The sequence below is a fragment of the Nonomuraea fuscirosea genome (genome assembly GCF_003001935.1).
GTDB lineage: Bacteria > Actinomycetota > Actinomycetes > Streptosporangiales > Streptosporangiaceae > Nonomuraea > Nonomuraea fuscirosea.
In genome coordinates this window covers 31,338-54,393 of the sequence record NZ_PVNG01000015.1, presented here as the reverse complement: position 1 = coordinate 54,393, position 23,056 = coordinate 31,338, and the positions used below count along the sequence as shown (strand labels likewise).

Below are 23,056 nucleotides of genomic sequence, written 5' to 3'. Positions count from 1 at the left end.
CTCGCCGGTGACCTGCGACATCAGGGCTGCAGCAGTATCTTCACCGCGCCGTCGGACTTCTTCTGGAACATCTCGTACGCCTGCGGGGCCCGCTCCAGCGGCATCCGGTGAGTGGTCAGATCCATCACGCCCAGCGGGTCGGCGTCATCGGTCACCAGAGGCATCAGCGCGCTGATCCACCTCCTGACGTGCGCCTGGCCCATGCGCAGCGTGATGCCCTTGTCGAACATGCGCAGCATGGGCATCGGGTCGGTCATCCCGCCGTAGACGCCGATGACCGATATCACCCCGCTGCGCCTGACGGTGTCGATGGCCTGGTTGAGCGCCGCCAGACGGTCCACGCCCGCGTTCGACATGAGCGGCGCGGCCACCGCGTCGGGCAGCAGCCCGGTGAGCGTCTGGGCGATCTTGGCCGCGGTCGAGCCGTGGGCCTCCATGCCGACCGCGTCGATGACCGCGTCCGTGCCGCGCCCGCCGGTGAGCCCGCGGACCTCCCCGGGGACGTCGGTGACCTCGCTCGCGTCGATCACCTCGATGCCGTGGCGGCGGGCCATCTCCAGGCGGGCGGTGACGCCGTCCACACCGATCACGCGGCGGCCGAGGTGGCGGGCGATGCGGGCGCACATCTGGCCGATCGGCCCGAGGCCGAAGACCGTGACGCTGCCACCCTCAGGGATCTCCGCGTACGCGACGGCCTGCCAGGCGGTCGGCAGCACGTCGGACAGGTACAGAAAGCGCTCGTCCGGCGGCCCCTCCGGGACCTTGATCGGGCCGAACTGGGCCTCGGGCACCCGCAGGTACTCGGCCTGCCCGCCGGGCACCTGGCCGTAGAGCCTGGTGTAGCCGAACAGGGCGGCGCCCATGCCGTGCTCACGCACCTGGGTGGTCTCGCACTGCGCGTACAGCTCCAGCCCGCACATGTGGCAGTGACCGCAGGCGATGTTGAACGGGACGACCACGCGGTCGCCCGGCCGGATGCCGGAGACCGCGGACCCGACCTCCTCGACGACGCCCATGGGCTCGTGCCCGAGGATGTCGCCCTCGGCCATGAAGGGACCGAGGACCTCGTACAGGTGCAGGTCGGAGCCGCAGATCCCGGTGCTGGTCACTTTGATGACAGCGTCGGTCGGCTCCTTGATCGACGGGTCGGGGACGTCCTCGACCCGCACGTCGCGCTTGCCGTGCCAGGTGACTGCCTTCATCCTCGTCTCCTCAGCCAGAGGTTACAAAAGCCGCATACCCCCACGTAGCTCTCCAAACGGCTCCCACGTCGCAGCGAACGCCTAGACTGCCCCCATGGCGCCGACACCCCTCACCCCCGACGAGGCCGCCCGCTTCCGGGTGACCATGTCCGAATGGCTCGCGAAGGAGCTCGTGGAGAAGGGCTCGGTCCGCCTGTCCGCCGTGGAGGACCCGGAGCTGCAGCGCCACTTCCAGGAGGTGGTGCACCGGGTGAGCGAACAGCTCGGCCGCCCGGTGACCAGCGTGGCCGGCCGGCGCGGCATGACGTTCGAGCTCGGGGCCCAGCCGCTCACCGACCAGGAGCGCCCGCCGCTCACCCCGTGACCTTCCCTTCCTGACCTTTCTCCGCTCCGGCCCCGCACGGTGACGACACCGTCAGGGCCGTTTTTTGTCGTGCCGTGGATCGGCCCCGGCGACCTGGTGTTTCCTCCCGCGTGCCCATGGCCAAGCCGCGGGAGAAGCTTTACACTCTCCGTATTCGATGAGTAACTAGGGGTAGCGACCGACTCGAGAGAGAAGGAGCCGTGCGTATGCCGGTGAGCTTCACCCAGCATTCCCTTGGTTCACGCATTGATCAGCGTCTGAGCGGTTTCCTGGAATCCTGGGGCGCCCAGATCTCCGACCCGGGCGTCGAGGCCGCCTACGGTCTGTTGTCCTCGTTCATCCTCGGCGGCGGCAAGCGCGTGCGGCCGCAGCTGTGTTACTGGGGCTGGCGCGGCGCCGGCGGCGACGACTGTGAGGAGATCATCAGCGCCGCCGCCGCCCTTGAGCTGTGCCATGCGGGCCTGTTGATCCACGACGACATCATGGACGGCAGTGAGCTGCGCCGGGGCCGCTCCACCATCCACATGAGCCTGGCCGGGCTGCACGACGGGCCGGGGGCGGAGGCGTTCGGCCGGGCGGGCGGCATCCTGCTCGGCACGCTCAGCCTGGCCTGGTCCGACGCGCTGCTGTCGTCGTGCGGCGTGGACGGCGCCCGGCTGCGGACGGCGCACCACGTGTTCGACACCATGCGCACCGAGGTCATCAGCGGCCAGTACCTCGACGTGCTGGCCCAGCTCCGCTCGGGCGCGACCGAGGCGGAGGCGCTGACCGTGATCCGCTACAAGAGCGCGAAATACACCGTCGAACGGCCGCTGCAGATCGGGGGCGCGCTGGCCGGCGCGCCACTGGAGCTGCTGGACGAGTACTCCCGCTTCGGCGTGCCCCTGGGCGAGGCGTTCCAGCTGCGCGACGACGTGCTCGGCACGTTCGGCTCGTCGGCGCAGACGGGCAAGTCGGCGCTGGACGACCTGCGGGAGGGCAAGCAGACGGTGATGTTCGCGCACGCCGTGCAGCACGCCTCCCCCGCCCAGCTCGTTCACCTGCGGAGCTGGCACGGCAACCCGGCGCTGGACGAGGAGCACGCCGCGGAGGTGCGGCAGATCCTGATCGACACGGGCGCGCTGGCCAGGGTCGAGGAGATGATCGAGGAACGGGTGGACCAGGCCATGACCGCCCTGGGCCGGGCACAGATCAAGCCGGAGGCGGCCGGCGTGCTGGCCCTCATGGCCGACCAGCTCGCCCACCGCACCACGTAAGGGGACCTCCGGATGGGACGGGTACTTCTCGCTGCCCCGCGCGGCTACTGCGCGGGCGTGGAACGCGCGATCATGACGGTGGAAGAGGCGCTGAGACGCTTCGGACCCCCCGTCTACGTGCGTAAACAGATCGTGCACAACACCTTCGTGGTCGACGACCTGACCCGGCGCGGCGCGGTCTTCGTCGAGGAGCTCAACGAGGTCCCCGACGGCGCGCTGGTCGTCTTCTCCGCCCACGGTGTCTCGCCCGCGGTGAAGGACGAGGCCGGGTTGCGCGGCCTGCGCTCGATCGACGCCACCTGCCCCCTGGTCACGAAGGTGCACAAGGAGGCCGCGCGGATGGCCGAAGAGGGCTACGAGATCGTCCTCATCGGCCACGCCGAGCACGAGGAGGTCGAGGGCACGGTCGGCGAGGCGCCTGAGCGCATCCACGTCGTGGATCCGGCCAGGCCGGACGACCTGGTGACGGCCGGCTCCGGCCGGATGAGCTGGCTGTCGCAGACCACGCTGGCCGTGGACGAGACCATGCGGGCCGTCTCGGCGCTGCGTGAGCGCTTCCCCGGCCTGGTCGATCCGCCGAGCGACGACATCTGCTACGCCAGCCAGAACCGCCAGCAGGCGATCACCAGGATCGCGCCGGAGTGCGAGCTCGTCATCGTGGTCGGCTCGCCCAACTCCTCCAACAGCCGGCGGCTGGTCGAGGTCGCGCTCGACGCCGGCGCGGGCGCCGCCCACCTGGTCGACCGGGCCGCCGACGCCGACGAACGCTGGCTCGACGGTGTCGCGACCGTCGGGGTGAGCTCCGGCGCGTCCGTGCCGGAGAGCCTGGTCGGCGACTTACTGGCCTGGCTCTCGGCCCGCGGATACGCCGACGTGGAGCAGGTGACGCTGACGGAGGAGACCCTCACGTTCTCGCTGCCGCTCGAACTCCGATCCTCCCGCAACCCTCGCTAGGTCCCATCCACAGATTGGCGGTGCACCACGATGACCGAAACCACGCACACCACGGCACCCGAGAACGGCAACGGGAACGGGCAGCTCAGCCTCAGTACCGACGCGGCCAAACAGCTCTCGACGACCACCAAGACGCCGCCGCAGATGCAGGAGATCACCAGCCGGTGGCTGCTGCGGCTGCTGCCGTGGGTGCAGTGCTCGGGCGGCGTGTTCAGGGTCAACCGGCGGCTGACGTACACGCTGGGCGACGGCCGGATCACCTTCACCACCACGGGTGCCGAGGTGCGGGTGATCCCGGCCGAGCTGACCGAGCTGCCCATGCTGCGCGGCTTCGACGACATGGAGGTGCTCGGAGCGCTGGCCGACCGGTTCAGCCAGCGCGAGGTGGAGGCGGGCGAGGAGATCGTCTCCGAGGGCGGCGAGGTGGACCGGCTCGTGCTGATCGCGCACGGCCGGGTGGCCAAGGTCGGGCGCGGCTCGTACGGCGACGAGCAGAACCTCGGCGTGCTGGCCGACGGCGACCACCTGGGCGAGCTGAGCCTGGCCGGGGGCGGCAGGCACGAGTTCTCGGCCCGCGCGAAGACGGCCACCACCGTGCTCACGCTCTCCCGCCAGGACTTCGAGCAGATCGCCGAGCAGGTCCCGGCGCTGCGCGAGCACGTCGAGCGCTGGCGTACCAGCGGCGACCGGAAGCAGAACGACTACGGCGAGGCCGCGATCAACATGTCGGCCGGCCACGTCGGCGAGGCCGTCCTGCCCGGCACGTTCGTGGACTACGAGCAGAGCCCGCGCGAGTACGAGCTGAGCGTGGCCCAGACGGTCCTGCGCGTGCACAGCCGCGTCTCCGACCTGTACAACCAGCCGATGAGCCAGCTCGACCAGCAGCTGCGCCTGACGATCGAGGCGCTGCGCGAGCGCCAGGAGCACGAGCTGATCAACAGCAGGGAGTTCGGCCTGCTGCACAACGCCGACTTCGGCCAGCGCATCCGCACCCGCTCCGGCCCGCCCACCCCCGACGACCTCGACGACCTGCTGTCGACCGTGTGGAAGGAGCCGTCGTTCTTCCTGGCCCACCCGCAGGCCATCGCCGCGTTCGGCCGCGAGTGCAGCAAGCGCGGCGTCTACCCGCAGTCGAGTGAGGTCAGCGGGCACCGCGTGCCGGCCTGGCGGGGCGTGCCGATCTTCCCGTGCAACAAGATCCCGGTCTCGGGCACCCGGACGACGTCCTTCCTGCTCATGCGCACCGGGCAGGAGAACCAGGGCGTCGTCGGCCTGCACCAGACCGGCATCCCCGACGAGTACCAGCCGAGCCTGTCGGTCCGGTTCATGAACATCAACGAGAAGGCGGTCATCTCCTACCTCGTCAGCGCCTACTACTCGGCCGCCGTGCTGGTGCCGGACGCGCTCGGCGTGCTGGAGGACGTCGAGCTCGGCCGCAACGGCTAGCAGCCGCCCTTTCCCGTCAGGAGTTGGTGTGATGACAGCGGAGCCCGGCCAGAGGTCGAGCCTCGGCGCCCCGGCGGCGCGCAACCTGGCCACGACGACCAAGACGTCCCCCCAGATGCGGGAGATCTCCCCGCGCTGGCTGCTGCGGGTGCTCCCGTGGGTGGACGTCGCGGGCGGGGTCTACCGGGTGAACCGGCGGCTCACCTACCCGGTCGGCGGCGGCCGGGTGAGCTTCGCCAACACCGGGGCCAGGATCCACGTCGTCCCACCGACCCTGGCCGAGCTGCCGCCGCTGCACGGGCTGGCCGGTGACCCCGTGCTCGACCTGGTCGGCGACCGGTTCGAGCAGCGGGAGTACGAGCGCGGCGACACGATCGTGCGGGCCGGACGGCCGGCGGACGAGCTGATCGTCGTCGCCCGCGGGCGGGTGCGGAGGATCCGGGCGGGCGAGTACGGCGCCCGGGCCTTCGCCGGCATCCTGGCCGGCGGCGACCACGCCGGCGCCGACGAACCCGCCCCTGGCGAGCCGTGGGACAGCACGCTGACGGCCGACACCGCCTGCACGGTGCTGTTCCTGCGCTGGGAGGAGCTGCGCGCGCTGAGCGAGCGGTCACCGGCGCTGCGCGACCGGCTCGCCGCCTACCGCGCCCGCCGGGCCGCGCCGCAGAACAGGTGGGGCGAGGCCGAGATCGCCACGGCCGCCGGGCACCGCGGCGAGGTGACGCTGCCCGGCACGTTCGCCGACTACGATCCGGGGCCGCGCGAGTACGAGCTGAGCGTCTCGCAGACCGTGCTGCGCGTGCACACCCGGGTCACCGACCTCTACAACGACCCGATGGACCAGAAGGAGGAGCAGCTGCGCCTGACCATCCAGGCGGTACGCGAGTCGCAGGAGCGCGAGATGATCGTCAACCGCGACTTCGGGCTGCTCCACCAGGCCCACCCCGGCCAGCGCGTGCACACCCGCACCGGCCCGCCGGGCCCCGACGACCTGGACGAGCTGCTGTGCCGCAGGAAGAAGTCCCGCTTCTACCTGGCCCATCCGCGCGCCGTCGCCGCCTTCCACCGCGAGTGCAGCGCCAGGGGCGTCTATCCCGACAGCGTCGAGATCGACGGCTCGCGGCTGACCGCGTGGCGCGGCGTGCCCATCCTGCCCTGCGACAAGATCCCGATCAGCCGGGACGGCACGACCTCGATCCTCGTCCTGCGCACCGGCGAGGAGGATCAGGGCGTCGTCGGCCTCCACCGCGGCGGCGTCCCCGGCGAGCGCGAGCCGGGGCTGAGCGTGCGCTTCACCGGCATCGACGCGAGAGCCGTCGCGTCCTACCAGGTCAGCGCCTACTACTCGGTCGCGGTCCTGGTGCCGGACGCGCTCGGCGTGCTGGAGAACGTCGAGGTGGCGCGCTGACCGTTCACGTGAAGGAGCGATGATGTCCCAGCCGTTCGAACTGCCGGACTTCTACCAGCCGTATCCGGCCCGGCTCAACCCGCACCTGGACGAGGCCCGCGCCCACTCCAGGCGGTGGGCGCGCGACATGGGCATGCTGGAGGGCTCGGGCGTCTGGGAGGAGGCCGACCTCGACGCCCACGACTATCCGCTGATGTGCGCCTACACCCATCCCGACTGCGACGGCGCCGAGCTGAGTCTGATCACCGACTGGTACGTGTGGGTCTTCTTCTTCGACGACCACTTCCTTGAGGTCTTCAAGCGCACCGGTGACCTGAAGGGCGGCAAGACGTATCTCGACCGGCTGGCCGGGTTCATGCCGATGGGCTCGGACCTGACGGTGCCCGAACCGTCAGGCCCGGTGGAGGCCGGTCTGGCCGACCTGTGGCCGCGTACGGTGCCGGGCATGTCCGCCGACTGGCGGGCGCGGTTCGCGGAGAGCACCCGCAACCTGCTCGACGAGTCCCTGTGGGAGCTGGCCAACATCAACAGGGGCCGGGTGGCCAACCCGGTCGAGTACATCGAGATGCGGCGCAAGGTCGGCGGCGCCCCCTGGTCGGCCGGGCTCGTCGAGCACGCCGTGGCGGCCGAGGTGCCGGCCAAAATCGCGGCGTCGCGGCCGATGCGGGTGCTGCGCGACTCCTTCTCCGACGCCGTTCACCTGCGCAACGACCTGTTCTCCTATGAGCGTGAGGTCCGTGACGAGGGTGAGCTGAGCAACGGGGTGCTCGTGCTGGAGACGTTCCTCGGCTGCGGCACTCAGGAGGCCGCCGAGGCGGTCAACGACCTGCTGACCTCGCGGATGCAACAGTTCGAGCACACGGCGGCGTTCGAGCTGGGGCCGCTGTTCGTGGAGCACGCCGTCGACCCGATCGGCGCGGCCGACGTGCTGGCGTACGTGAAGGGGCTGCAGGACTGGCAGTCGGGCGGGCACGAGTGGCACCTGCGCTCCAGCCGGTACATGAACGCGCGGGCCAGGGCGAGCCGGCCGCTCGGCATGTCGTCGGCGCTCGACCTGCTGGGCGCCAAGCGGCTGCGGAACTTCGCGCACGTGCCGTACCCGCGCGTGGGTCCCTCGCGCATCCCCGACCTGTACGTGCCCTTCGACCTGAAGCTGTCGCCGCACCTCGACCGGTCACGGCGGGAGACCGTGGACTGGTGCCGGGCGATGGGCATGCTGGAGCCGCAGCACGGGGTGGTCGGCACGGCGGTGTGGGACGAGGCGAAGCTGGTCGACTACGACCTGCCGCTGTGCGCGGCGGGCCTGCATCCGGACGCCTCGCCGGAGGAGCTCGACCTGGCCTCCTTCTGGCTGGCCTGGGGCACGTACGGCGACGACTACTTCCCCGTCGTCTTCGGCGGGACCCGTAACCTGTCGGCGGCCAAGGTGAGCGTGGACCGGTTCAAGGAGCTCATGCCGCTCGACTGCTCCGCCCCGCCGCAGCCGGTCGGCGCGCTGGAGCGGGGGCTGGCCGACCTCTGGGCCAGGACGGCGGGGCCGATGCCGGTCGAGGACCGCCGCGAGCTGCGTACGGCGGTCGAGGACATGTGCGCGGCCTGGCTGTGGGAGCTGGCCGGCGAGATCGCCCACCACATCCCCGACCCGGTGGACTACCTGGAGATGCGGCGGCACACCTTCGGCTCCAAGCTGACGATGAGCCTGTGCCGGTTGCGGCACTCGAAGGCGATCCCGAGGCAGTTCTACGCGGCCGGTCCGATGGTGGCGCTGGAGAACGCGATGATGGACGCCGGGATGCTGGTCAACGACATGTTCTCGTACCAGAAGGAGATCGAGTTCGACGGCGAGGTGCACAACGCCGTGCTGGTGGTGCAGAACTTCTTCGACTGCGACTACCCGGCCGCGCTGGAGGTCGTCAACGACCTGATGGCCTCGCGGGTGCGGCAGTTCGAGCACATCGTGGCGCACGAGCTGCCGATCCTCTGCGCCAACTTCGGCCTCGACGCCGCCGCGCGGCGGGACCTCGACGCCTTCGTGGCCGAGCTGCGCGACTGGCTTGCGGGCGTCGCCCACTGGCACCGCGAGTGCTCGCGCTACGACGAGCCGTCGCTGCTCCGTCACCACCGCTCGGCGCGGTGGCGGCTCGGCGGCCCCACGGGGCTGGGCAGCTCGGCCGCGATGACGAGCTCACAGGGGCACGTGGTGGACCGTGGGCTGGTAGTACCACCCCATCAGGCGCAGCAGCCGCCGCTGAGCCGGCGTGACGTTGTGCAGCCGGATCCAGCGTTGCCCGGCGGGCAACATGGGCATGACCAGCACACGCAGGCCTGACACGTCGATGAAGCTCAGCGCGCCGGTGTCGACATCGATGTAGGGGCAGGGGCCATTCTGAACGACGGCGTTCCGCTCGGGGTCCTGGCGGCAGTTCGCCAGGACGCCGGCCAGCGCCGGACTGTTGGTGGCGTCGATCTCGCCGATCAGCGTGACGACCGGAGCCGCGGACGTCATCGCCACGGTGATGCTCAGCTGCTCGTCCTGGTAGAGCAGTCGCTGCTGGACGCTACACACTCCTCGCACCCCCCAACACGCACCTATGGGGGTCATATTGCCGAATTTCCTGAAATACAGGCTACACGAGGAATTAATTAATAGGTATTCTTCGCCGTGTTATGACCGTTTTTAGGGTGAATGTTGGTAGGTAGCGCTTTCCGAACAGGCGGGCCGTACCCGCGCCGGCTGCGGGCTTGACGGACACCGGCCTGTTCGGATTCGCGATCTACCGAGGACGGTGACCCGCCGCGCCCGGCTCCGCGTACGCGACCGGCGCGGAGCACTCCGGCAAGGTGCCGCCACGAGGGGTTCGTGGCTGCCGGAGCGCCGTCACACCGAGGCGCGCGGACCTGGGCGTCGAGCCGCCGCCGCCCTCAGGCGATCAGTTGTTGTCGCCCACGTTCTCCAGGTTGCTGAGAGCGTTGAGGTCGATGTCCTGCAGGTGCAGGGCCGTCAGGATGTCGATGTACTTGACGGAGTCGTTGAGGACGTCGTTGGCCACCGTGGCGTCGTCGAGGATGCTCAGCTGGCTGAGGATCTGCTTGCCCTTGTTGAACGCGTTGGGACCGACGTCGGCCGAGGCGCTCGTGGCCGACATCCCGAACATGCAGCCCGCGATCGCTGCACCAGCGAGAATGCGACGGATCATTTGTTTGTTTCTCCTTCGTCGGAATCGGCGCGGGATGCGCGTCATCGTGAATCACTCGCACAGCACTGCGAGATTCCCTGAATAACAATCTCGCGGCCCGTCGGCGCGCCGCAACCCGAGCACGCTAAGCCAAAGTCAAATACCCGCCCCAATTCCTTGGCTGCCGATCATCCCCAGTCGGGATATGTCCGAGTGGTCCTGATATGCCCGGGGCGGCATGACGGCAATTTTTCATCTTATGCCCATACACACACCCTGCCTGACCAAAGGGCGTTTTATCCGCATAGGGATGGAGGAATGTTAGCGGTAGAGCGCCGTGACCACGGGCTCGGCGTCAACGAGTCGAGGAGCGCTGAATATGCCATGAACGGAATAAGGCCGGTGCTGCTGACCGTACTGGCGGGCACACTTGTCAGCGCGTTTCCCGGCGCTGCCGTGGCGGCCGCCGGCGCTTGTCCCGCGCAAATATGCCGGCCCGTCGCGGCGATACGGTCAGGAGCCGGGGCCATCGCGGCGCGGGCGGCGATGGAGATGATCGGAATTCCCTACTCGTGGGGCGGCGGCGGGGTGCGCGGGCCCGGATTCGGGATCGGGAAAGGCGCCAAGACGCTCGGCTTCGACTGCTCGGGCTTGACGGAGTACGCCTGGGCGCGGGCGGGGGTGCTCATCGGGACGACCACGCACGAGCAGTGGCGCTCGGGGATCCGCGTGGCCAAGGAGCAGGTGGAGCCGGGGGATCTGGTCTTCTACGACAGCGACCCGGGCAGTCCGGGGCCAGAGCACGTCGCCGTGGCGGTGGACGCGACGCGGATGGTGCACGCCCCGTACACGGGGCAGGTCGTCCGGGTGGACGCGCTGGATCGGCGGACCTTCATGGGCGTGATCCGGCCCAGCGAGACCTCGGCGAACCTCGATCCGCTCGCCTGAGAAAACGACGATCGCGCGGCCCGGGGTCGTCCTGCAGTGATCGACCCGGACCGCGCGATGCGCGTAGCTCGGTGCGCACCAAGCCAGTGCCGTGGTCGCGATGTCCACGGCCCGTACATTCGGCCTACCTCAAGGCACCAGAAAGACGATCTTGGCCGGGCGGGCTCTCCGCATATTCGGAAAGCCGCCGATCACCTTCCTGCCTACGCCATGTGAGGAGTCGTCAGTTGTTGTCGCCGGAGTTCTCCACGTTGCTCAGGACGTCGGCGTCGATGTCCTGCAGGTGGGCGATGGTCAGCACGTCGACGTACTTGACGGAGTCGTTCAGGACGTCGTTCAGCGCGGTCAGGTCGTCCAGGATGCTGAACTGGCTCAGAATGCTCTGCCCGCTGTTGTGCGGGTTGGGGCCGACGTCGGCCGAGGCGGCGGACGCGGAGAAACCGAGAGCGACGGCCGCGATTGCTGCACCGGCGAGAATGCGACGGATCATGTGTGCTTTCCTCCATGGATCGGCGCGGAATTCCCGACGCCATAGTCGTTTGTGCAGGGCTGTGAGGTGCCGCCAATAACAATCGCGGCAGGCAGCGAGAACCGCAACTCATTTGGCCCTGCCGGAGGCCGAGCCGGAACCCCTCTTTCTTGGCACGGTGTTTTCACGCCCGTCGACCGCGCCCGGCATTTAACCGCCACCGGCAGGCCGGAAATCGACATCCGTTTTGGCTCTCCGCGAGAATGCCCGCCTATCGGCTCACCACCGGTTAGGCAAGGATCGCCCGAAACTTGAATATCGCCCTACGCCCTGCGGTGTATCCGGACGGCCGCCCGAGGGGGGACGTCGCGCGCGCCTGGAGCGGTGAGGATGGCCGCCTGGACCAGGAAAGGAGGCGGGTGCGATGCGGCCGCGAATGAGGAGGACGATCGTGGTCATCCACGTCATCGCTTCGGTCGCGCTGGTCGGGGAGGTCTGGGGGCTGGTCGTGCTGAATACGGCGGCGACGCTGGCGAACGATCCCGCGCTGACGCACTCGGCCTATCGGATGATGTCGCCGCTGGTGTTCGCGGGCGGGATACCGCTCAGCCTCATCGCATTGACCAGCGGCATAACACTGGGCCTGACCAGCCATTGGGGGGTGTTCCGCCATTACTGGGTGGCGGGCAAGCTGGTGCTGCTGCTGGCCGTGGTCGGCGTGGGCATGTTCCTGTTCGATCCGGAGGGAATGGCCGCCGCCACCTCGGGCGGCCGGTCCGTGGCGGAGGCGCGGCAGTGGGGCCAGGTGGCGGCGCTGGGCGCCCAGATCGTCATGCTGATGACGGCCACGACACTCTCGGTCTTCAAACCACGCCGCAGAATCCGCCTGACCGGGAGCGGGGACCTGGAGTGACTGGCGTGTCCGGGACCGGCGTGGCGCGACCGGGACCGGGGTCGTCAGGGGTTGTCGCCGAGCCGGTCGAGGGCCGCTGACAGCCGGCGCAGCGCCTCCAGGCAGTCTCGTGCCGTCTCCACGCCCAGCTCCCCCACGAGCCGGTCGGCGAACTCCCGATGGCCGGGGATGATCTCGGCGATGGCCGCCCGCCCCTCGGCGGTGGGCCGCAGCAGCTTGGCCCGCCGGTGCGCGGGGTTGGGCCGGTATTCGGCCAGCCCCCGCTCGACCAGCAGGTCCGCGATCCGCTGCACGCCCTGCCTGGTCATCCCCATGGCGCGGGCGATCCCGGCGACGGGCAGGGGCTCGTCCAGCACGGCTCCGAGCACCTGCCACCACGCCGCCGTCATCCCGGCCGGCCGGGCCAGCCCCTCGGCGACGTGCAGGAACTGCCCGTTGAGCCGGAACGACCCCAGCGCCATCCCCGACAGCAGCTCGGCACTCTCGCTCATGCGGCCGCCAGCACCTCGAACGCCGTGGCGTCGCTGTGCCCGAACAGCCGGAACCAGGCGTCCAGCACCTCGGGCCGGTAGACGTCGAGCCGCCGGAAGATCTCCCTGGCGAAGGCCACCGGCTCGGTCGGCCCGGCCGTGATGAGGTCGCCCCCGAGCACCGCGTCCCGGTCGAGGTAGCGCCCGGCTCCGGCGTAGCCCTGCTGCGCCTGGAGGTAGTGCACCACGGCGCTGGTGTGGTCGCGCTCGTCGAGCAGCCCCTCGCGGGCCAGCCCCGCCGTGGCGCCGCAGATGGCCGCCACCGGCACGCCCGCGTCGAGGAACTCCCCCGCCTTGCGCGCGAACGGCGCGAGCGAGTCGCCCGCGTCCCACAGGTCTGCGCCGGGCAGGATGAGCAGCGCGCTGCCGGCCGGCGACAGGTCGCCGAGCGCGAGGTCGGGCGTGAGGCGCACGCCGCCCATGGTGACGACGGGGTCGCGGGTCAGGCCCACCGTGACGATCTCGAATCCGCCGGGCTCACGCATGTAGCGGCCGTTGCGCAGGTGTGCGGTCGCGTGACCGGTCTCCCAGTCGGCGAGTGTGTCGTAGACGGCGTGGTGCACGATTCGCTTCATGACAGCATCTTGTCATTTCGACAGTATGTTGTCAATGCGATCCCATGCGAGGATAGTCGTCATGGCAGAGATCGTCGGCGGCGGACGCCCGGTGAACGACGCGGAGCGGCGTGTGATCGCCTATCTGCGCGACCACGCGCCCGGCGACTGGCTGCTGCTGCACAACGTCGAGGTCCCGCGCGGCCACGACGTGTTCGAGGTCGACCTGATCGTGCTGACCGGCCACTCGCTCGTCGTCGTCGACGTCAAGGGCACCAGGGGCCGCATCGAGGTGTCCGGCACCCGCTGGTTCCCCCCGCGCAGGGAGGCGTTCGGCTCGCCCGTGGCCAAGCTGCGGGGCACGGCGAAGGCGCTCAAGGGCCTGCTGGTGTCCAGGGCCACCCAGCTCGAACGGGTCTACGTCGACAGCCTGGTCGTGCTCACCTCGCCCGACGCCGAGCTGATCGACCCGGCCGGGCGCGACGCGGTCAACGTCACCGACCTGCCGGGCCTGCTGGCCACGCTGAGCGACGTCTCCCGGGTCAGGCGCGGGTGCAGTCCCGACGCGAAGCCCTACCTGACGGCGATCCTCGACGCGCTCAACCAGACCGTGCGCCGCAGCACCGCGCCGCCCAGGTTCGGCAACTGGGAGGTCGAGGAGCAGCTCGGCGGCGACGCCAAGGTGACCGAATACCGCGCGTTCAACGCCACACTGCCGGGCAGCGAGACCGTGCTGCTGCGGGTCTACCAGGCCGATCCGCTGGCCGACCACGAGTCGCGGGCAGCCGAACGGCAGCGCATCGCCAACGCCTACCAGTCGCTGGCCAGGATCCCGCCCCATCCGTGCGTGGTGCGCTCGCGCGACTTCTTCGCCATCGACGACGAGAGCCGGTTCGTGCTGGTGCTCGACGACGTCCACGGCCAGGCGCTGCACCTGGCGATGGGCAAGGGCGCCGCCCCGATGCCGGTGATCCAGGACCTGCTGCGCGGGCTGGCGCACGCGCACGCCAACGGCGTCGTCCACCGCGCGCTGACCCCGGCGTCCCTCCTGGTCACCGACGCCGGGCACGCCGTGCTGACCGGGTTCGACTACGCCAAGCCGGGGCCGCGCAACTACACCGTGGCCCACGAGCTGGGCAACGTGCTCGACGCCCACTACGTGGCGCCCGAGTGCCAGGAGCGGCCCGACCAGATGACGACCGCCTCCGACGTCTACGCGGCCGGCGCCATCGCCTACCAGCTCCTCACCGGCCAGCTGCCGACCAGCGCCGACGCCCACGGCGGCCCCGACGTGCCCGACGTGGTCCGCCGGATGCTCGACCACTCGCCCGCCAAGCGGCCCACGGCCGAGCAGGCGCTGGAGTCGCTGCGCAGCACGCCGCAGCAGGGGTCGAAGATCAGGCGGCTCGTCCGCAGGATCGTCTCCGGCTCCTGACGAACGCCGGCACAGCTCGCCGAAGACGACGACCGCCCGCGCATGCCGCCGGAACCGCACAACCCGCCGGAGACGACGATCGCTGTCGTCCCCCGCCGGAGACGACGATCCGACGGGGTGCCCAAGGCCGGACTACGCGGACGTGATCGTGTCGAGGATGTCGATCACGTAGAGCATGGGCAGCTCTCCCGGCGACGGCACGGCCACCCGGCTGCCCACGTGCTGCCCGGTCAGCGCCTTGACCCAGGACATGGGCGCGGCGCCGGCCTCCAGCGTGTACGCGCTCGGTCCGCCCCGCCGGTAGGAGGAGTCCACCACGGTCCGCGACGGCCAGGACGCGGCCACGTACTGGACGATCACCTTCGCACCGGCCTCCACGCGCGGCCCCGACCCGTCGATGAGCGTACGCGGCGGCTCCGACGGCGTGAGGTCGGCCGGGACCACCGGCAGCGCGCGCCCGACGAGCCGGGCGTCGGGCGGATAGCCCCCCAGGATGTCGAAGACGAGCACCAGCGTGTCGGCGGGCGAGAGGCCGCCCAGCGGCACGTTCGGGCCCGTCGCCTCGCCGGCCGGGCTGACCAGCATGACCCGGCTGCCCGCCGGCCGCCCGATGAGGGCCTGCCGCCAGGTCTCCGACACCTGCCGGCCGTCGAAGACGACCGTGGTGGGCTGGTTGCCGTCCCAGGTGCTCAGATAGGGACGATTGCCCGACCAGCGCCGGATGTCCACGTCGGCGAGCACCACGTCACCGGGCACCGTACGCCGTCCGCTGCCCATCGACAGCACCGTGATCCGCGGCGTGCGCCCCGGCTGGCCCATGGGTATGGAGACGTTCGGCTTGCTGCCGAACCGCCCCGTCACGACGGGTTGCGTGCCCTCTTCCGCCACCCCGCACGTGGTGGCGAGCATGAGGAGGGCAGGCCAGAACAGACGCACGATTTCCTCCAGGACCAGATCCGAAGGAGTTACTTGCCGTAAGTGTCCAAAGGAAAGCTTCGGGGCGCGCCATCTCACGACAAACTTGGAACGTGAGTGAGGGGACCATCGGACGCGGCCCGCTGACGGGCCCGCGCAAGGAGAGCCTGTGAGCAAGCCCAACCTCGCGCGGCGGGTCGCCGAGGCGGCCGAGATCGCGTTGACCACCCGGAAGTACGTGACGTTCATCGACGTGGTGACCGCTCTGCGCTGGCTGCACACCCGGCACGTGGACACCTGGCGGCAGGGCAGGGCGGCCACGCTGGCCGAGCTGGCGGCGGTCGACGAGGACCGCCTGCTGGCCACGGCCGGCCTGCTGCGCGACTGGGCGCGGGCCAAGGGGCTCAAGCCGGTCGACACCCCGTACGTCGCGGGCACGCGGGACCGCCGCGAGCTGCGCTTCACCGCCGCGCACGCGCAGGAGCCGTTCCGGGTGCACTGGCTCTCGCCCGACCTCAGCGAGGCCAGGGTGCGCCGGCTCACCGAGGCGCAGAGCAAGGCGCCCGACCTGGTGGCGGTGTCCCCGCTCGACGACTGGACGTGCGCGTCCTGCGCCGGCACCGGCCCCTACCTGATCATGGAGGACGACACGCCCCACTGCCTGACCTGCGCGGACATGGACCACCTGGTGTTCCTGCCGTCGGGCAACGCCGCGCTCAGCCGCCGCGCCAAGCAGGAGAGCGGCCTGTCGGCGGTGGTGGTCCGCTACAACCGGCGGCGCCGGCTCTACCAGCGCCAGGGCCTGCTGGTGGAGGAGGCCGCGCTCGCCGCCGCCGAGGACCGGTGCCTGGCCGACGAGGAGGTGCGGCTGCGCCGCCGCGAGCGCGACCGCGTCCGCAGGGCGGATCAGGACGTCGAGTTCCAGGCGCGGATGGCGGCCGAGATCGCCCGGCTGTTCCCCGGCTGCCCCGAGGAGCGGGCGCGGGAGATCGCCGAGCACGCCGGCCTGCGCGGCAGCGGCCGGGTCGGCAGGTCGGCGGCGGCCAGGGCGCTCGACGAGAACGCCATCACCCTGGCCGTCATCGCCTCGATCCGGCACCTCGACACCGACTACGACAGCCTGCTCATGTCCGGCGTGCCGCGGATGGAGGCCAGGGAGCGGATCAGAGGAGCCATCGAGCGCAAGCTCGAAGAGTTCCGCGTCCCACGCTAATGTCGAAAACATGAGCGATTGGCACGACGTGAGGCGAGAGCTGCGCGCGTTCGCGCTCGGCCTGCCCGAGAGCCACGAGGACCATCCCTGGGGCGAGACGGTCATCAAGGTCAACAAGAAGGTCTTCCTGTTCCTCGGGATCGACGAGCAGACCGAGAAGTGGGACCCGACCTTCGGGGTGAAGCTGCTGTCGGAGACCCATGGCCACGCGCTGACGGTCGAGGGGGCCAAGCCGAGCGGTTACGGGCTGGGCAAGGCCGGGTGGGTGACCGTGCCGTTCCTGGCCGAGCTGCCCGAGACCGAGGTGCTGCTCGACTGGGTCGAGGAGAGCTACCGTGCCATCGCACCCAAGCGCGCGGTCAAGGAACTCGACCTCAGGTGACGGCCGGACGGTGCCGGTTACGGAGCGGGAACGGCGATGAGTGATCTACAGGACCGGATCCAGCGGCACCTCGACACGCTCGTCGGCACAGACGTGGAGACGGGCGTGCAGGTCGCCGTCTATCAGGACGGCACGCTGATCGTCGACGCGGTGGCCAGCCTGGCCGATCCGGTCACCGGCCGGCCGCTCACCTCGCGTACGCCGATCTTCAGCTTCTCCACCTGCAAGAACATGGCCGCGACGCTCGCTCACATGCTCGTCGCGCGCGGTTTCCTCGGCTACGACAGCCTGGTGGAGGATCATTGGCCCGAATTCGGCGTACGCGGCAAGGCCACGACGACGCTGCGCCACGTCCTGACCCACACGACCGGTCTTCCCGCCATGCCGCGCGAGATCACTCCGGCCGAGCTGCCCGACTGGTCCAGGGTGTGCGCGGCGCTGGCCGCGGCCGAGCCGCGCTGGCGGCCCGGCGCCGCCATGGGCTATCACGCCTACACCTTCGGCCATCTCGTCGGTGAGCTGGCCCGCCGGACGACCGGGCGGCCGATGCGCGAGCTGCTGCGTGAGTGGATCACCGCGCCGCTCGGCATCGAGGGGCAGCTCTTCTTCGGCGCTCCGCCGGAGTCGCTGCCGGGGCCGGCCCGCCTGGAGCAGCGGGCGGAGCAGTGGCCCGCCGTCCCGGACGGCGGTGACGCGATCCTCGCGCCTTGGGAGAGCGGGCCGCGGGCGGACTTCGGCAACGACGAGGCGATCCTGCAGGCCGACATACCGTCGGTGGGCAGCGCCACCGCGCACGGCCTCGCCGCGATGTTCGACGCCCTGCTGCGGGGCGAGCTCGTGGGCTCCGCGCAGCTGGAAGAGCTGTGCGCGCCCGCGTACGTGGGCGTGGACCAGGTCTTCGGCACTCCGGCGCGGATGGCGCTGGGCTTTCCGATCGGCCGGATCGGCGCGCCCGCCGCGGAGAGACCGGTGGCGTTCGGCTGGCCGGGTGGAGGCGGCAGCTACGCCTACGCCGACCCCGCGCGCGGCGTCGCGTTCGCGCTGACGAAGACCCGGCTCGTCCCGAACTTCGACACCGCGCTCTCGGTCACCACGATTCTGTCGGACCATCTCGCCAGAATGACCTGAGCCGCCTCCGCCTGAACCGCCACCAGGAGAGATCATGTCCACGCCCACCACCGGCGACCCGGCCGTGCCGCAGACCGTCCTCGGCCCCTTCTCCGCGCCGGATGCCACTCCGACGCCGTGGGAGGAGACGGAGTGGGCGCTGCGCCGGATCCAGAAGTTCCAGCTCTGCACGGTGCGCCGGGACGGCCGCCCGCACGTGACACCACTCGTGGCGATCTGGGCGTTCGGCGCGATGTGGTTCATCACCGGCGAGAACGAGCAGAAGGCCAAAAACCTCAGCGCCAACCAGCACTGCGCGCTGACCAGCGGAACCGACACCCTGACCAGCACCAACTACGTCATCGAAGGCACCGCGAGCCTGGTCACCGACCCGGACACCCGGCACGCCGCGGCGGCCGCGTTCGAGCAGTCCTACGGCTGGCAGTTCACCCGCGACGACGGGACCTGGTACCAGCTGGGCGACCGCGTCCGGGCCGGAGCCGTCCAGCTCTACCGGGTCCAGCCGGACAAGGCGTTCGCCTTCGCCGACGGGAAACGGTCGTCCCAGACGCGCTACCTGTGGCGCTGACGGCCGCCACCGCCCGGACACGTGTCAGGAGACCTCAGGTGACGGCCAGGCGGGTGGCGTAGGCGGGGTCGCGCCAGAGCTCCTTGTCCAGCACCTCCAGCAGGGTCGTGGCGGCGTCGTGCACGTCGGCGTAACCGATGTAGAGCGGCGCGAAGCCGAACCTGAGGATGTCGGGCGCGCGGAAGTCTCCGTGCACACCCCGGTCGATCAGCGCCCGCATCACCGGATAGCCGTCGGGGTGGCGCAGGCTGACCTGGCTGCCCCTCTCCGTGGGGTCGGCCGGCGAGACCAGCTCCAGCGCGTCGCCGACCAGGTCGATGAAGAGCGAGGTCAGCGCCATGCTCTTGGCCCGCACCTGGGCCAGGTCCACCCGTTCCCAGATGTCCAGCGTGGCCTCAAGGGCGGCGAACGACAGCACGTGCGGGGTGCTCACCGCGAACCGCCTGATGCCCTCGGCCGGCCGGAAGTCCTCCTCGAACGCGAACGGCTCGGCGTGGCCGTGCCAGCCGGACAGCACGTTCTCGGCGGTGGCCTGGTGGCGCGGGTCGACGTAGAGGAACGCGGGCGCGCCAGGACCGGCGTTCAGGTACTTGTAGGTACATCCAACCGCGAAGTCGGCACCGGCGAAGTCGGCACCCCCGCGATCGGCCTCAGCGGCGGCGGCCCCAGCGAAGCCGTCGCCCGAGACGTTCACCTCCATGGCGCCCACGCTGTGGCACAGGTCCCAGACGATGAGCGCCCCCGCCGCGTGCGCCTCGGCCGTGATCGAGCGCATGTCGCGCCGGGCGCCGGTGCGGTAGTCCACCTCCGACAGCAGCACCACGGCCGCGTCCTCGAAACGCCGCTCGGCCAGGTCGCGCACCTCGTAACGGTCCTGCCCGCCGCCCAGCAGCCGGGTCAGCCCCTGCACGATGTAGTGGTCGGTGGGGAAGTTCCGCACCTCGGAGACGATCACCCGGCGGTCCGGGCGCAGCCTCAGCGCCGCCGCCACCGCCTGGAAGATCGCGATCGAGGTGGTGTTGCCCACCACGACCTGCCCCGGCCCGGCGCCGATCAGGGGGGCCAGCCGGTCGCCGGTGGTCAGCGGCTGGTCGTACCAGCCGGCGTGGTTCCAGCCGCCGACGAGCTGCGCGCCCCACTCGTCCTCGACCGCCTGCCGCATCCGCTCGGGCGTGCGCCGGGGCAGCGCGCCGAGCGAGTTGCCGACGAGGTAGATCACGCCGTCCGGCAGCACGAACTCGTCCTTGAGGGCCCGCAGCGGGTCCGAGGCGTCGAGGGCGAGACACTGGTCGCGGTCCACGGCCACTCCTGTCCTGACGAAATAGTGAATTTCACCCTATTTACGCCATTATGGGACCTGACCGAGGAACACCTCCGCGTTACCCCCGAGCAGCTTCGCGCGGGCCGGACCGGACGGGAAGCCGGCCCGCCTGATCAGGCCGCCCGCCGGCAAGTCGATGGGGACGATCACGATCGCTCCAGCGGATGGTAGGCCACGGCCTGCATCTCGATGAGGAGGTGGGGGTGCGGCAACTGGTGCACCGCGACCGTGGCCCTGGTGGGTCCCTCCTCGTCGAAGAACTCCGCGTAGACCTCGTTGTAGCCCCTGAAGTCGTTCATGTTCACCAGGTATGTGGTGATCTGCACGAGGTCGGCCAGTGAGCCGCCCGCGGCCTTGAGGATGTCGCCGACGTTCTCGATGACCGCGCGGGTCTGGGCGCGGATGTCGAGGTTCGTCGTGCCGTGCTTGTCCACCTCCACGCCCACGAACGTGTCGTCGAGGCGCCGGCAGCTCGTACCGGAGATGTACAGGAAGTCACCCGCCCTCTTGACGTGCGGGAACCTGCCTCGCGGCGCGGCCTTGCCCGGAACGCGGATGGCCTTGGGCCTCACTTCCCGAACACCGCCCGCACCGATCCCAACCCCTCGACGCGCGCCTCGAACACGTCTCCTGGACCGACCGGCACGACGGGGCCGAGCGCGCCGGTCAGCACGACGTCGCCGGCCCGCAGCGCGTAGCCGGTGCGGCCGAGCCGGTCGGCCAGCCAGACGGCGGCGTTGAGCGGGTGGCCCAGGCACGACTCGCCCGACCCGGTCGAGACCTCCTCGCCGCCGCGCGTCATCGTCATCCCGGCCGCCCGCAGGTCCAGCCCCATGAGCGAGGTCGGCGTGCTGCCCAGCACGAACGCGCCGGCCGAGGCGTTGTCGGCGACGGTGTCGGCCAGCGTGATGTCCCAGTCGGCGATCCTGGAGTCGGCGATCTCGATGGCCGGCAGCGCGAAGTCGACCGCCCTGATCACGTCGGCCACCGTGAAGGGGCCGCCCTCCAGGTCGGCGCCGAGCACCAGCGCGACCTCCGCCTCGGCCTTGGGCTGCAGGAACGGCTCCAGCGGGATCGGCAGCCCGTCGCGGTGGTACATGTCCGCGAACAGCATGCCGAAGTCGGGCTGGTCGATGCCGAACTGCTGCTGCAGCAGCGGGTTGGTGACGCCGATCTTCCGGCCGATCAGCCGCCGCCCTTCGGCCAGCGCCCGCTTCGTGCCGATCTCCTGTACGGCGTACGCGTCGGCGGCGGTGCTGACCAGGTCCCTGATCGGCGCACAGGGCTTGCCGGAGAGTGCTGCCTCGGCCAGCCGGTCGGCGGCCTGGGCGTGCGCGTTGACTGCCTGGGACCATTCGTCATGCATCGGACTGCTCCAGTTTGATGGTGATCGTGGTGGGTTCGGAGTAGAAGTCGAGTGACCGGGTGCCGCCCTCCCGGCCGATGCCCGACAGCTTCACGCCGCCGAACGGCGTCCGCAGGTCGCGCAGGTACCAGGTGTTCACCCAGACGAGCCCCGCCTCCAGGCGCTGCGCCACCCGGTGGGCGCGGTCGAGGTTGGTGGTCCACAGCGTGGCGGCCAGGCCGTAGTCGCTGCCGTTGGCCAGGTCGATCGCCTCGGCCTCGCTGTCGAAGGGGGCGACGTGACACACGGGACCGAAGATCTCCTCCCTGTTGAACCTTGACCACTCCGACAAGCCTGTCACTACCGTCGGTTCCACGAAATATCCGGAATCGCGGTGGTCGCCGAACAGGGGGACGCCGCCTCCCGCCAGCACCTTGGCTCCCTCCGAGCGGGCCAGGGCGTAGTACGAGAGCACCTTGTCGCGATGTTCGGCCGAGATCATCGGCTGCAGCTCGACCTCCTGGGCGCGCACGGCCAGCCGGGCGCAGAACTCCTCGAAGATCGAGCGTTGCACGTAGAGCCGCTCGGTGCACAGGCAGACCTGGCCGCCGTTGGTGAAGACCGACTTCACCGCGCCCTCGACCGCCCGGTCGAGATCGCAGTCCTCGAAGATCAGCCCGGCGTTCTTGCCGCCCAGCTCGAACGAGATCGGCTTGACCCGCTCGGCCGCCGTGATCATGATCGCCGTGCCGGTCCGGGTGGACCCGGTGAACGTCAACCCGTCCACGCCGGGATGCTCCACCAGCAGCTGCCCGACCGGGCCGTGCCCGAAGATGATGTTGACCACGCCCGGCGGCAGCCCGGTGTCGGCGCAGATCTCGGCGAACACCGCCGCCGAGCCGGGCGTCTGCTCCGACGGCTTGACCACCACGGTGTTGCCCGAGACGAGGGCGGGGGCGAGCTTCCAGGTCATGAGCAGGAACGGCAGGTTCCACGGCACGATCACGCCGACCACGCCGAGCGGCCTGCGTACGGTGTAGCTGAGCGTTCCGGACAGGTGGAAGGCGTCGTCGGGACGCTGGGCCGCGATCTCGGCGAACGCGCGGAAGTTCGCGATGCCGCGCGGGATGTCCAGCGTGCGGGTCTGGTCGAACGACTTGCCCGTGTCGGCGATCTCCGCGGCCACCAGGTCGTCGAAGCGCGCCTCGATGCCCTCGGCCAGGCGCCGCATCCACCCGGCGCGCTCGCCGACGGGCAGCCCGGCCCAGTCGCGGGCCGCCTCCCTGGCCGCGCGCACCGCCCGGTCGACGACCTCGGGGTCGGCCTCGTGCGCCTGCCTGACCACCGCGCCCGTCACCGGGTCGTGCACGGGGAACACCTTGCCCGCGGCCACCGGCTCGCCGCCGATGAAATGGGTCAGCACAGCACTCTCCTCATCTCTCCCTCGCCTCCCGGTCTGGATCGACCGGTCCGGATCGACGTGCGGCTCGTGGACCTTGGAGCGTCCCGGGGACACGGAACCTCTGATC

At 70.5% G+C, this 23,056-nt stretch carries 24 protein-coding genes and 1 pseudogene; 13 read left to right on the top strand and 12 right to left on the bottom strand.

The window, feature by feature from the left end; all coding sequences use genetic code 11:
* Window positions 1-20 precede the first annotated feature (20 nt).
* Window positions 21-1,202: a zinc-dependent alcohol dehydrogenase gene (locus tag B0I32_RS31625; RefSeq protein WP_106246023.1), complete on the bottom strand. Its 1,182-nt coding sequence runs from the start codon at window positions 1,200-1,202 to the stop codon at window positions 21-23.
* Between the two features lie 94 nt (window positions 1,203-1,296).
* Here B0I32_RS31625 and B0I32_RS31620 point away from each other — a divergent pair, with 94 nt between their 5' ends.
* The 6 genes from B0I32_RS31620 to B0I32_RS31595 all read left to right on the top strand — a co-directional run bounded on the left by B0I32_RS31620 (window position 1,297) and on the right by B0I32_RS31595 (window position 8,959).
* A complete protein-coding gene (locus tag B0I32_RS31620; protein ID WP_106246021.1) occupies window positions 1,297-1,566 on the top strand; it encodes a hypothetical protein in 270 nt (89 codons plus the stop codon).
* Window positions 1,567-1,772: 206 nt separating this feature from the next.
* Window positions 1,773-2,822 (top strand): polyprenyl synthetase family protein, encoded by a 1,050-nt coding sequence (locus B0I32_RS31615; RefSeq protein ID WP_106246020.1) that lies wholly within the window; start codon window positions 1,773-1,775, stop codon window positions 2,820-2,822.
* A 12-nt stretch (window positions 2,823-2,834) separates the two neighbouring features.
* Window positions 2,835-3,776 (top strand): 4-hydroxy-3-methylbut-2-enyl diphosphate reductase, encoded by a 942-nt coding sequence (locus tag B0I32_RS31610; RefSeq protein ID WP_106246018.1) that lies wholly within the window; start codon window positions 2,835-2,837, stop codon window positions 3,774-3,776.
* 30 nt (window positions 3,777-3,806) lie between these two features.
* Window positions 3,807-5,222 carry a family 2B encapsulin nanocompartment shell protein gene (locus B0I32_RS31605; protein WP_106246016.1) on the top strand — a complete coding sequence of 472 codons (1,416 nt, stop codon included), beginning with the start codon at window positions 3,807-3,809 and terminating at the stop codon, window positions 5,220-5,222.
* A gap of 31 nt (window positions 5,223-5,253) precedes the next feature.
* A complete protein-coding gene (locus B0I32_RS31600; protein ID WP_106246015.1) occupies window positions 5,254-6,630 on the top strand; it encodes a family 2B encapsulin nanocompartment shell protein in 1,377 nt (458 codons plus the stop codon).
* 19 nt (window positions 6,631-6,649) lie between these two features.
* Window positions 6,650-8,959, top strand: coding sequence for a terpene synthase family protein (locus tag B0I32_RS31595; RefSeq protein ID WP_245956149.1), 2,310 nt, complete (start codon window positions 6,650-6,652; stop codon window positions 8,957-8,959).
* On the opposite strand, the pseudogene B0I32_RS61470 reads toward B0I32_RS31595, so the two are convergent.
* Together B0I32_RS61470 and B0I32_RS31585 are read right to left on the bottom strand one after the other, a co-directional pair.
* Window positions 8,918-9,136, bottom strand: a pseudogene (locus B0I32_RS61470) (STAS domain-containing protein); the annotation flags it as partial. The gene B0I32_RS31595 and the pseudogene B0I32_RS61470 overlap by 42 nt on opposite strands.
* 424 nt (window positions 9,137-9,560) lie before the next feature.
* Window positions 9,561-9,827, bottom strand: a complete 267-nt coding sequence (locus B0I32_RS31585; protein WP_146178373.1) for a hypothetical protein — start codon at window positions 9,825-9,827, stop codon at window positions 9,561-9,563.
* 363 nt (window positions 9,828-10,190) lie between these two features.
* Here B0I32_RS31585 and B0I32_RS31580 point away from each other — a divergent pair, with 363 nt between their 5' ends.
* A complete protein-coding gene (locus B0I32_RS31580; RefSeq protein WP_181307979.1) occupies window positions 10,191-10,754 on the top strand; it encodes a C40 family peptidase in 564 nt (187 codons plus the stop codon).
* A gap of 223 nt (window positions 10,755-10,977) precedes the next feature.
* Here the strand turns inward: B0I32_RS31580 and B0I32_RS31575 are convergent, their stop codons facing one another.
* Entirely contained in the window at window positions 10,978-11,244 is a 267-nt protein-coding gene (locus B0I32_RS31575; protein ID WP_106246008.1) for a hypothetical protein, read from the bottom strand.
* 430 nt (window positions 11,245-11,674) lie between these two features.
* Here B0I32_RS31575 and B0I32_RS31570 point away from each other — a divergent pair, with 430 nt between their 5' ends.
* A complete protein-coding gene (locus B0I32_RS31570) occupies window positions 11,675-12,136 on the top strand; it encodes a hypothetical protein (protein WP_146178372.1) in 462 nt (153 codons plus the stop codon).
* Between the two features lie 44 nt (window positions 12,137-12,180).
* Here the strand turns inward: B0I32_RS31570 and B0I32_RS31565 are convergent, their stop codons facing one another.
* Entirely contained in the window at window positions 12,181-12,627 is a 447-nt protein-coding gene (locus tag B0I32_RS31565; RefSeq protein ID WP_106246005.1) for a MarR family winged helix-turn-helix transcriptional regulator, read from the bottom strand.
* Window positions 12,624-13,241 carry a DJ-1/PfpI family protein gene (locus B0I32_RS31560; RefSeq protein ID WP_106246003.1) on the bottom strand — a complete coding sequence of 206 codons (618 nt, stop codon included), beginning with the start codon at window positions 13,239-13,241 and terminating at the stop codon, window positions 12,624-12,626. Before B0I32_RS31560 ends, B0I32_RS31565 begins: the two co-directional genes overlap by 4 nt.
* Window positions 13,242-13,302: 61 nt before the next feature.
* Between B0I32_RS31560 and mads6 the strand changes: the two genes are divergently transcribed.
* The gene (gene mads6, locus B0I32_RS31555) at window positions 13,303-14,655 is read left to right on the top strand and encodes a methylation-associated defense system protein kinase MAD6 (RefSeq protein WP_106246001.1); all 1,353 of its coding nucleotides are present in this window, start codon (window positions 13,303-13,305) and stop codon (window positions 14,653-14,655) included.
* 132 nt (window positions 14,656-14,787) lie between these two features.
* Here mads6 and B0I32_RS31550 read toward each other — a convergent pair whose 3' ends face one another.
* Window positions 14,788-15,591: an FKBP-type peptidyl-prolyl cis-trans isomerase gene (locus B0I32_RS31550; RefSeq protein ID WP_146178371.1), complete on the bottom strand. Its 804-nt coding sequence runs from the start codon at window positions 15,589-15,591 to the stop codon at window positions 14,788-14,790.
* A gap of 148 nt (window positions 15,592-15,739) precedes the next feature.
* Here B0I32_RS31550 and B0I32_RS31545 point away from each other — a divergent pair, with 148 nt between their 5' ends.
* The 4 genes from B0I32_RS31545 to B0I32_RS31530 are packed head-to-tail and all read left to right on the top strand — an operon-like array spanning window position 15,740 to window position 18,861.
* A complete protein-coding gene (locus tag B0I32_RS31545; protein ID WP_106245997.1) occupies window positions 15,740-16,783 on the top strand; it encodes a DUF2293 domain-containing protein in 1,044 nt (347 codons plus the stop codon).
* 10 nt (window positions 16,784-16,793) lie between these two features.
* A complete protein-coding gene (locus tag B0I32_RS31540) occupies window positions 16,794-17,165 on the top strand; it encodes an MmcQ/YjbR family DNA-binding protein (protein WP_106245995.1) in 372 nt (123 codons plus the stop codon).
* Window positions 17,166-17,201: 36 nt separating this feature from the next.
* Complete coding sequence (locus B0I32_RS31535; protein ID WP_106245993.1) at window positions 17,202-18,293, top strand: serine hydrolase domain-containing protein; 1,092 nt, start codon at window positions 17,202-17,204, stop codon at window positions 18,291-18,293.
* A gap of 34 nt (window positions 18,294-18,327) precedes the next feature.
* Window positions 18,328-18,861 carry a pyridoxamine 5'-phosphate oxidase family protein gene (locus tag B0I32_RS31530; protein ID WP_106245992.1) on the top strand — a complete coding sequence of 178 codons (534 nt, stop codon included), beginning with the start codon at window positions 18,328-18,330 and terminating at the stop codon, window positions 18,859-18,861.
* Window positions 18,862-18,895: 34 nt separating this feature from the next.
* Here B0I32_RS31530 and B0I32_RS31525 read toward each other — a convergent pair whose 3' ends face one another.
* Genes B0I32_RS31525 through B0I32_RS31510 form a run of 5 tightly spaced genes read right to left on the bottom strand, consistent with a single transcriptional unit; the run spans window position 18,896 to window position 22,950 of the window.
* Entirely contained in the window at window positions 18,896-20,167 is a 1,272-nt protein-coding gene (locus B0I32_RS31525) for a kynureninase (protein ID WP_106245990.1), read from the bottom strand.
* Between the two features lie 42 nt (window positions 20,168-20,209).
* The gene (locus B0I32_RS61070; RefSeq protein WP_281262631.1) at window positions 20,210-20,332 is read right to left on the bottom strand and encodes a hypothetical protein; all 123 of its coding nucleotides are present in this window, start codon (window positions 20,330-20,332) and stop codon (window positions 20,210-20,212) included.
* Window positions 20,329-20,754: a RidA family protein gene (locus B0I32_RS31520; RefSeq protein WP_106245988.1), complete on the bottom strand. Its 426-nt coding sequence runs from the start codon at window positions 20,752-20,754 to the stop codon at window positions 20,329-20,331. Before B0I32_RS31520 ends, B0I32_RS61070 begins: the two co-directional genes overlap by 4 nt.
* Window positions 20,751-21,548, bottom strand: a complete 798-nt coding sequence (locus tag B0I32_RS31515) for a 2-keto-4-pentenoate hydratase (RefSeq protein ID WP_106245987.1) — start codon at window positions 21,546-21,548, stop codon at window positions 20,751-20,753. Before B0I32_RS31515 ends, B0I32_RS31520 begins: the two co-directional genes overlap by 4 nt.
* On the bottom strand, window positions 21,541-22,950 hold the full coding sequence (locus tag B0I32_RS31510) for an aldehyde dehydrogenase family protein (RefSeq protein ID WP_106245985.1): 1,410 nt from the start codon (window positions 22,948-22,950) through the stop codon (window positions 21,541-21,543). The genes B0I32_RS31515 and B0I32_RS31510 overlap by 8 nt, the downstream gene beginning before the upstream one ends.
* Between the last annotated feature and the right edge of the window lie 106 nt (window positions 22,951-23,056).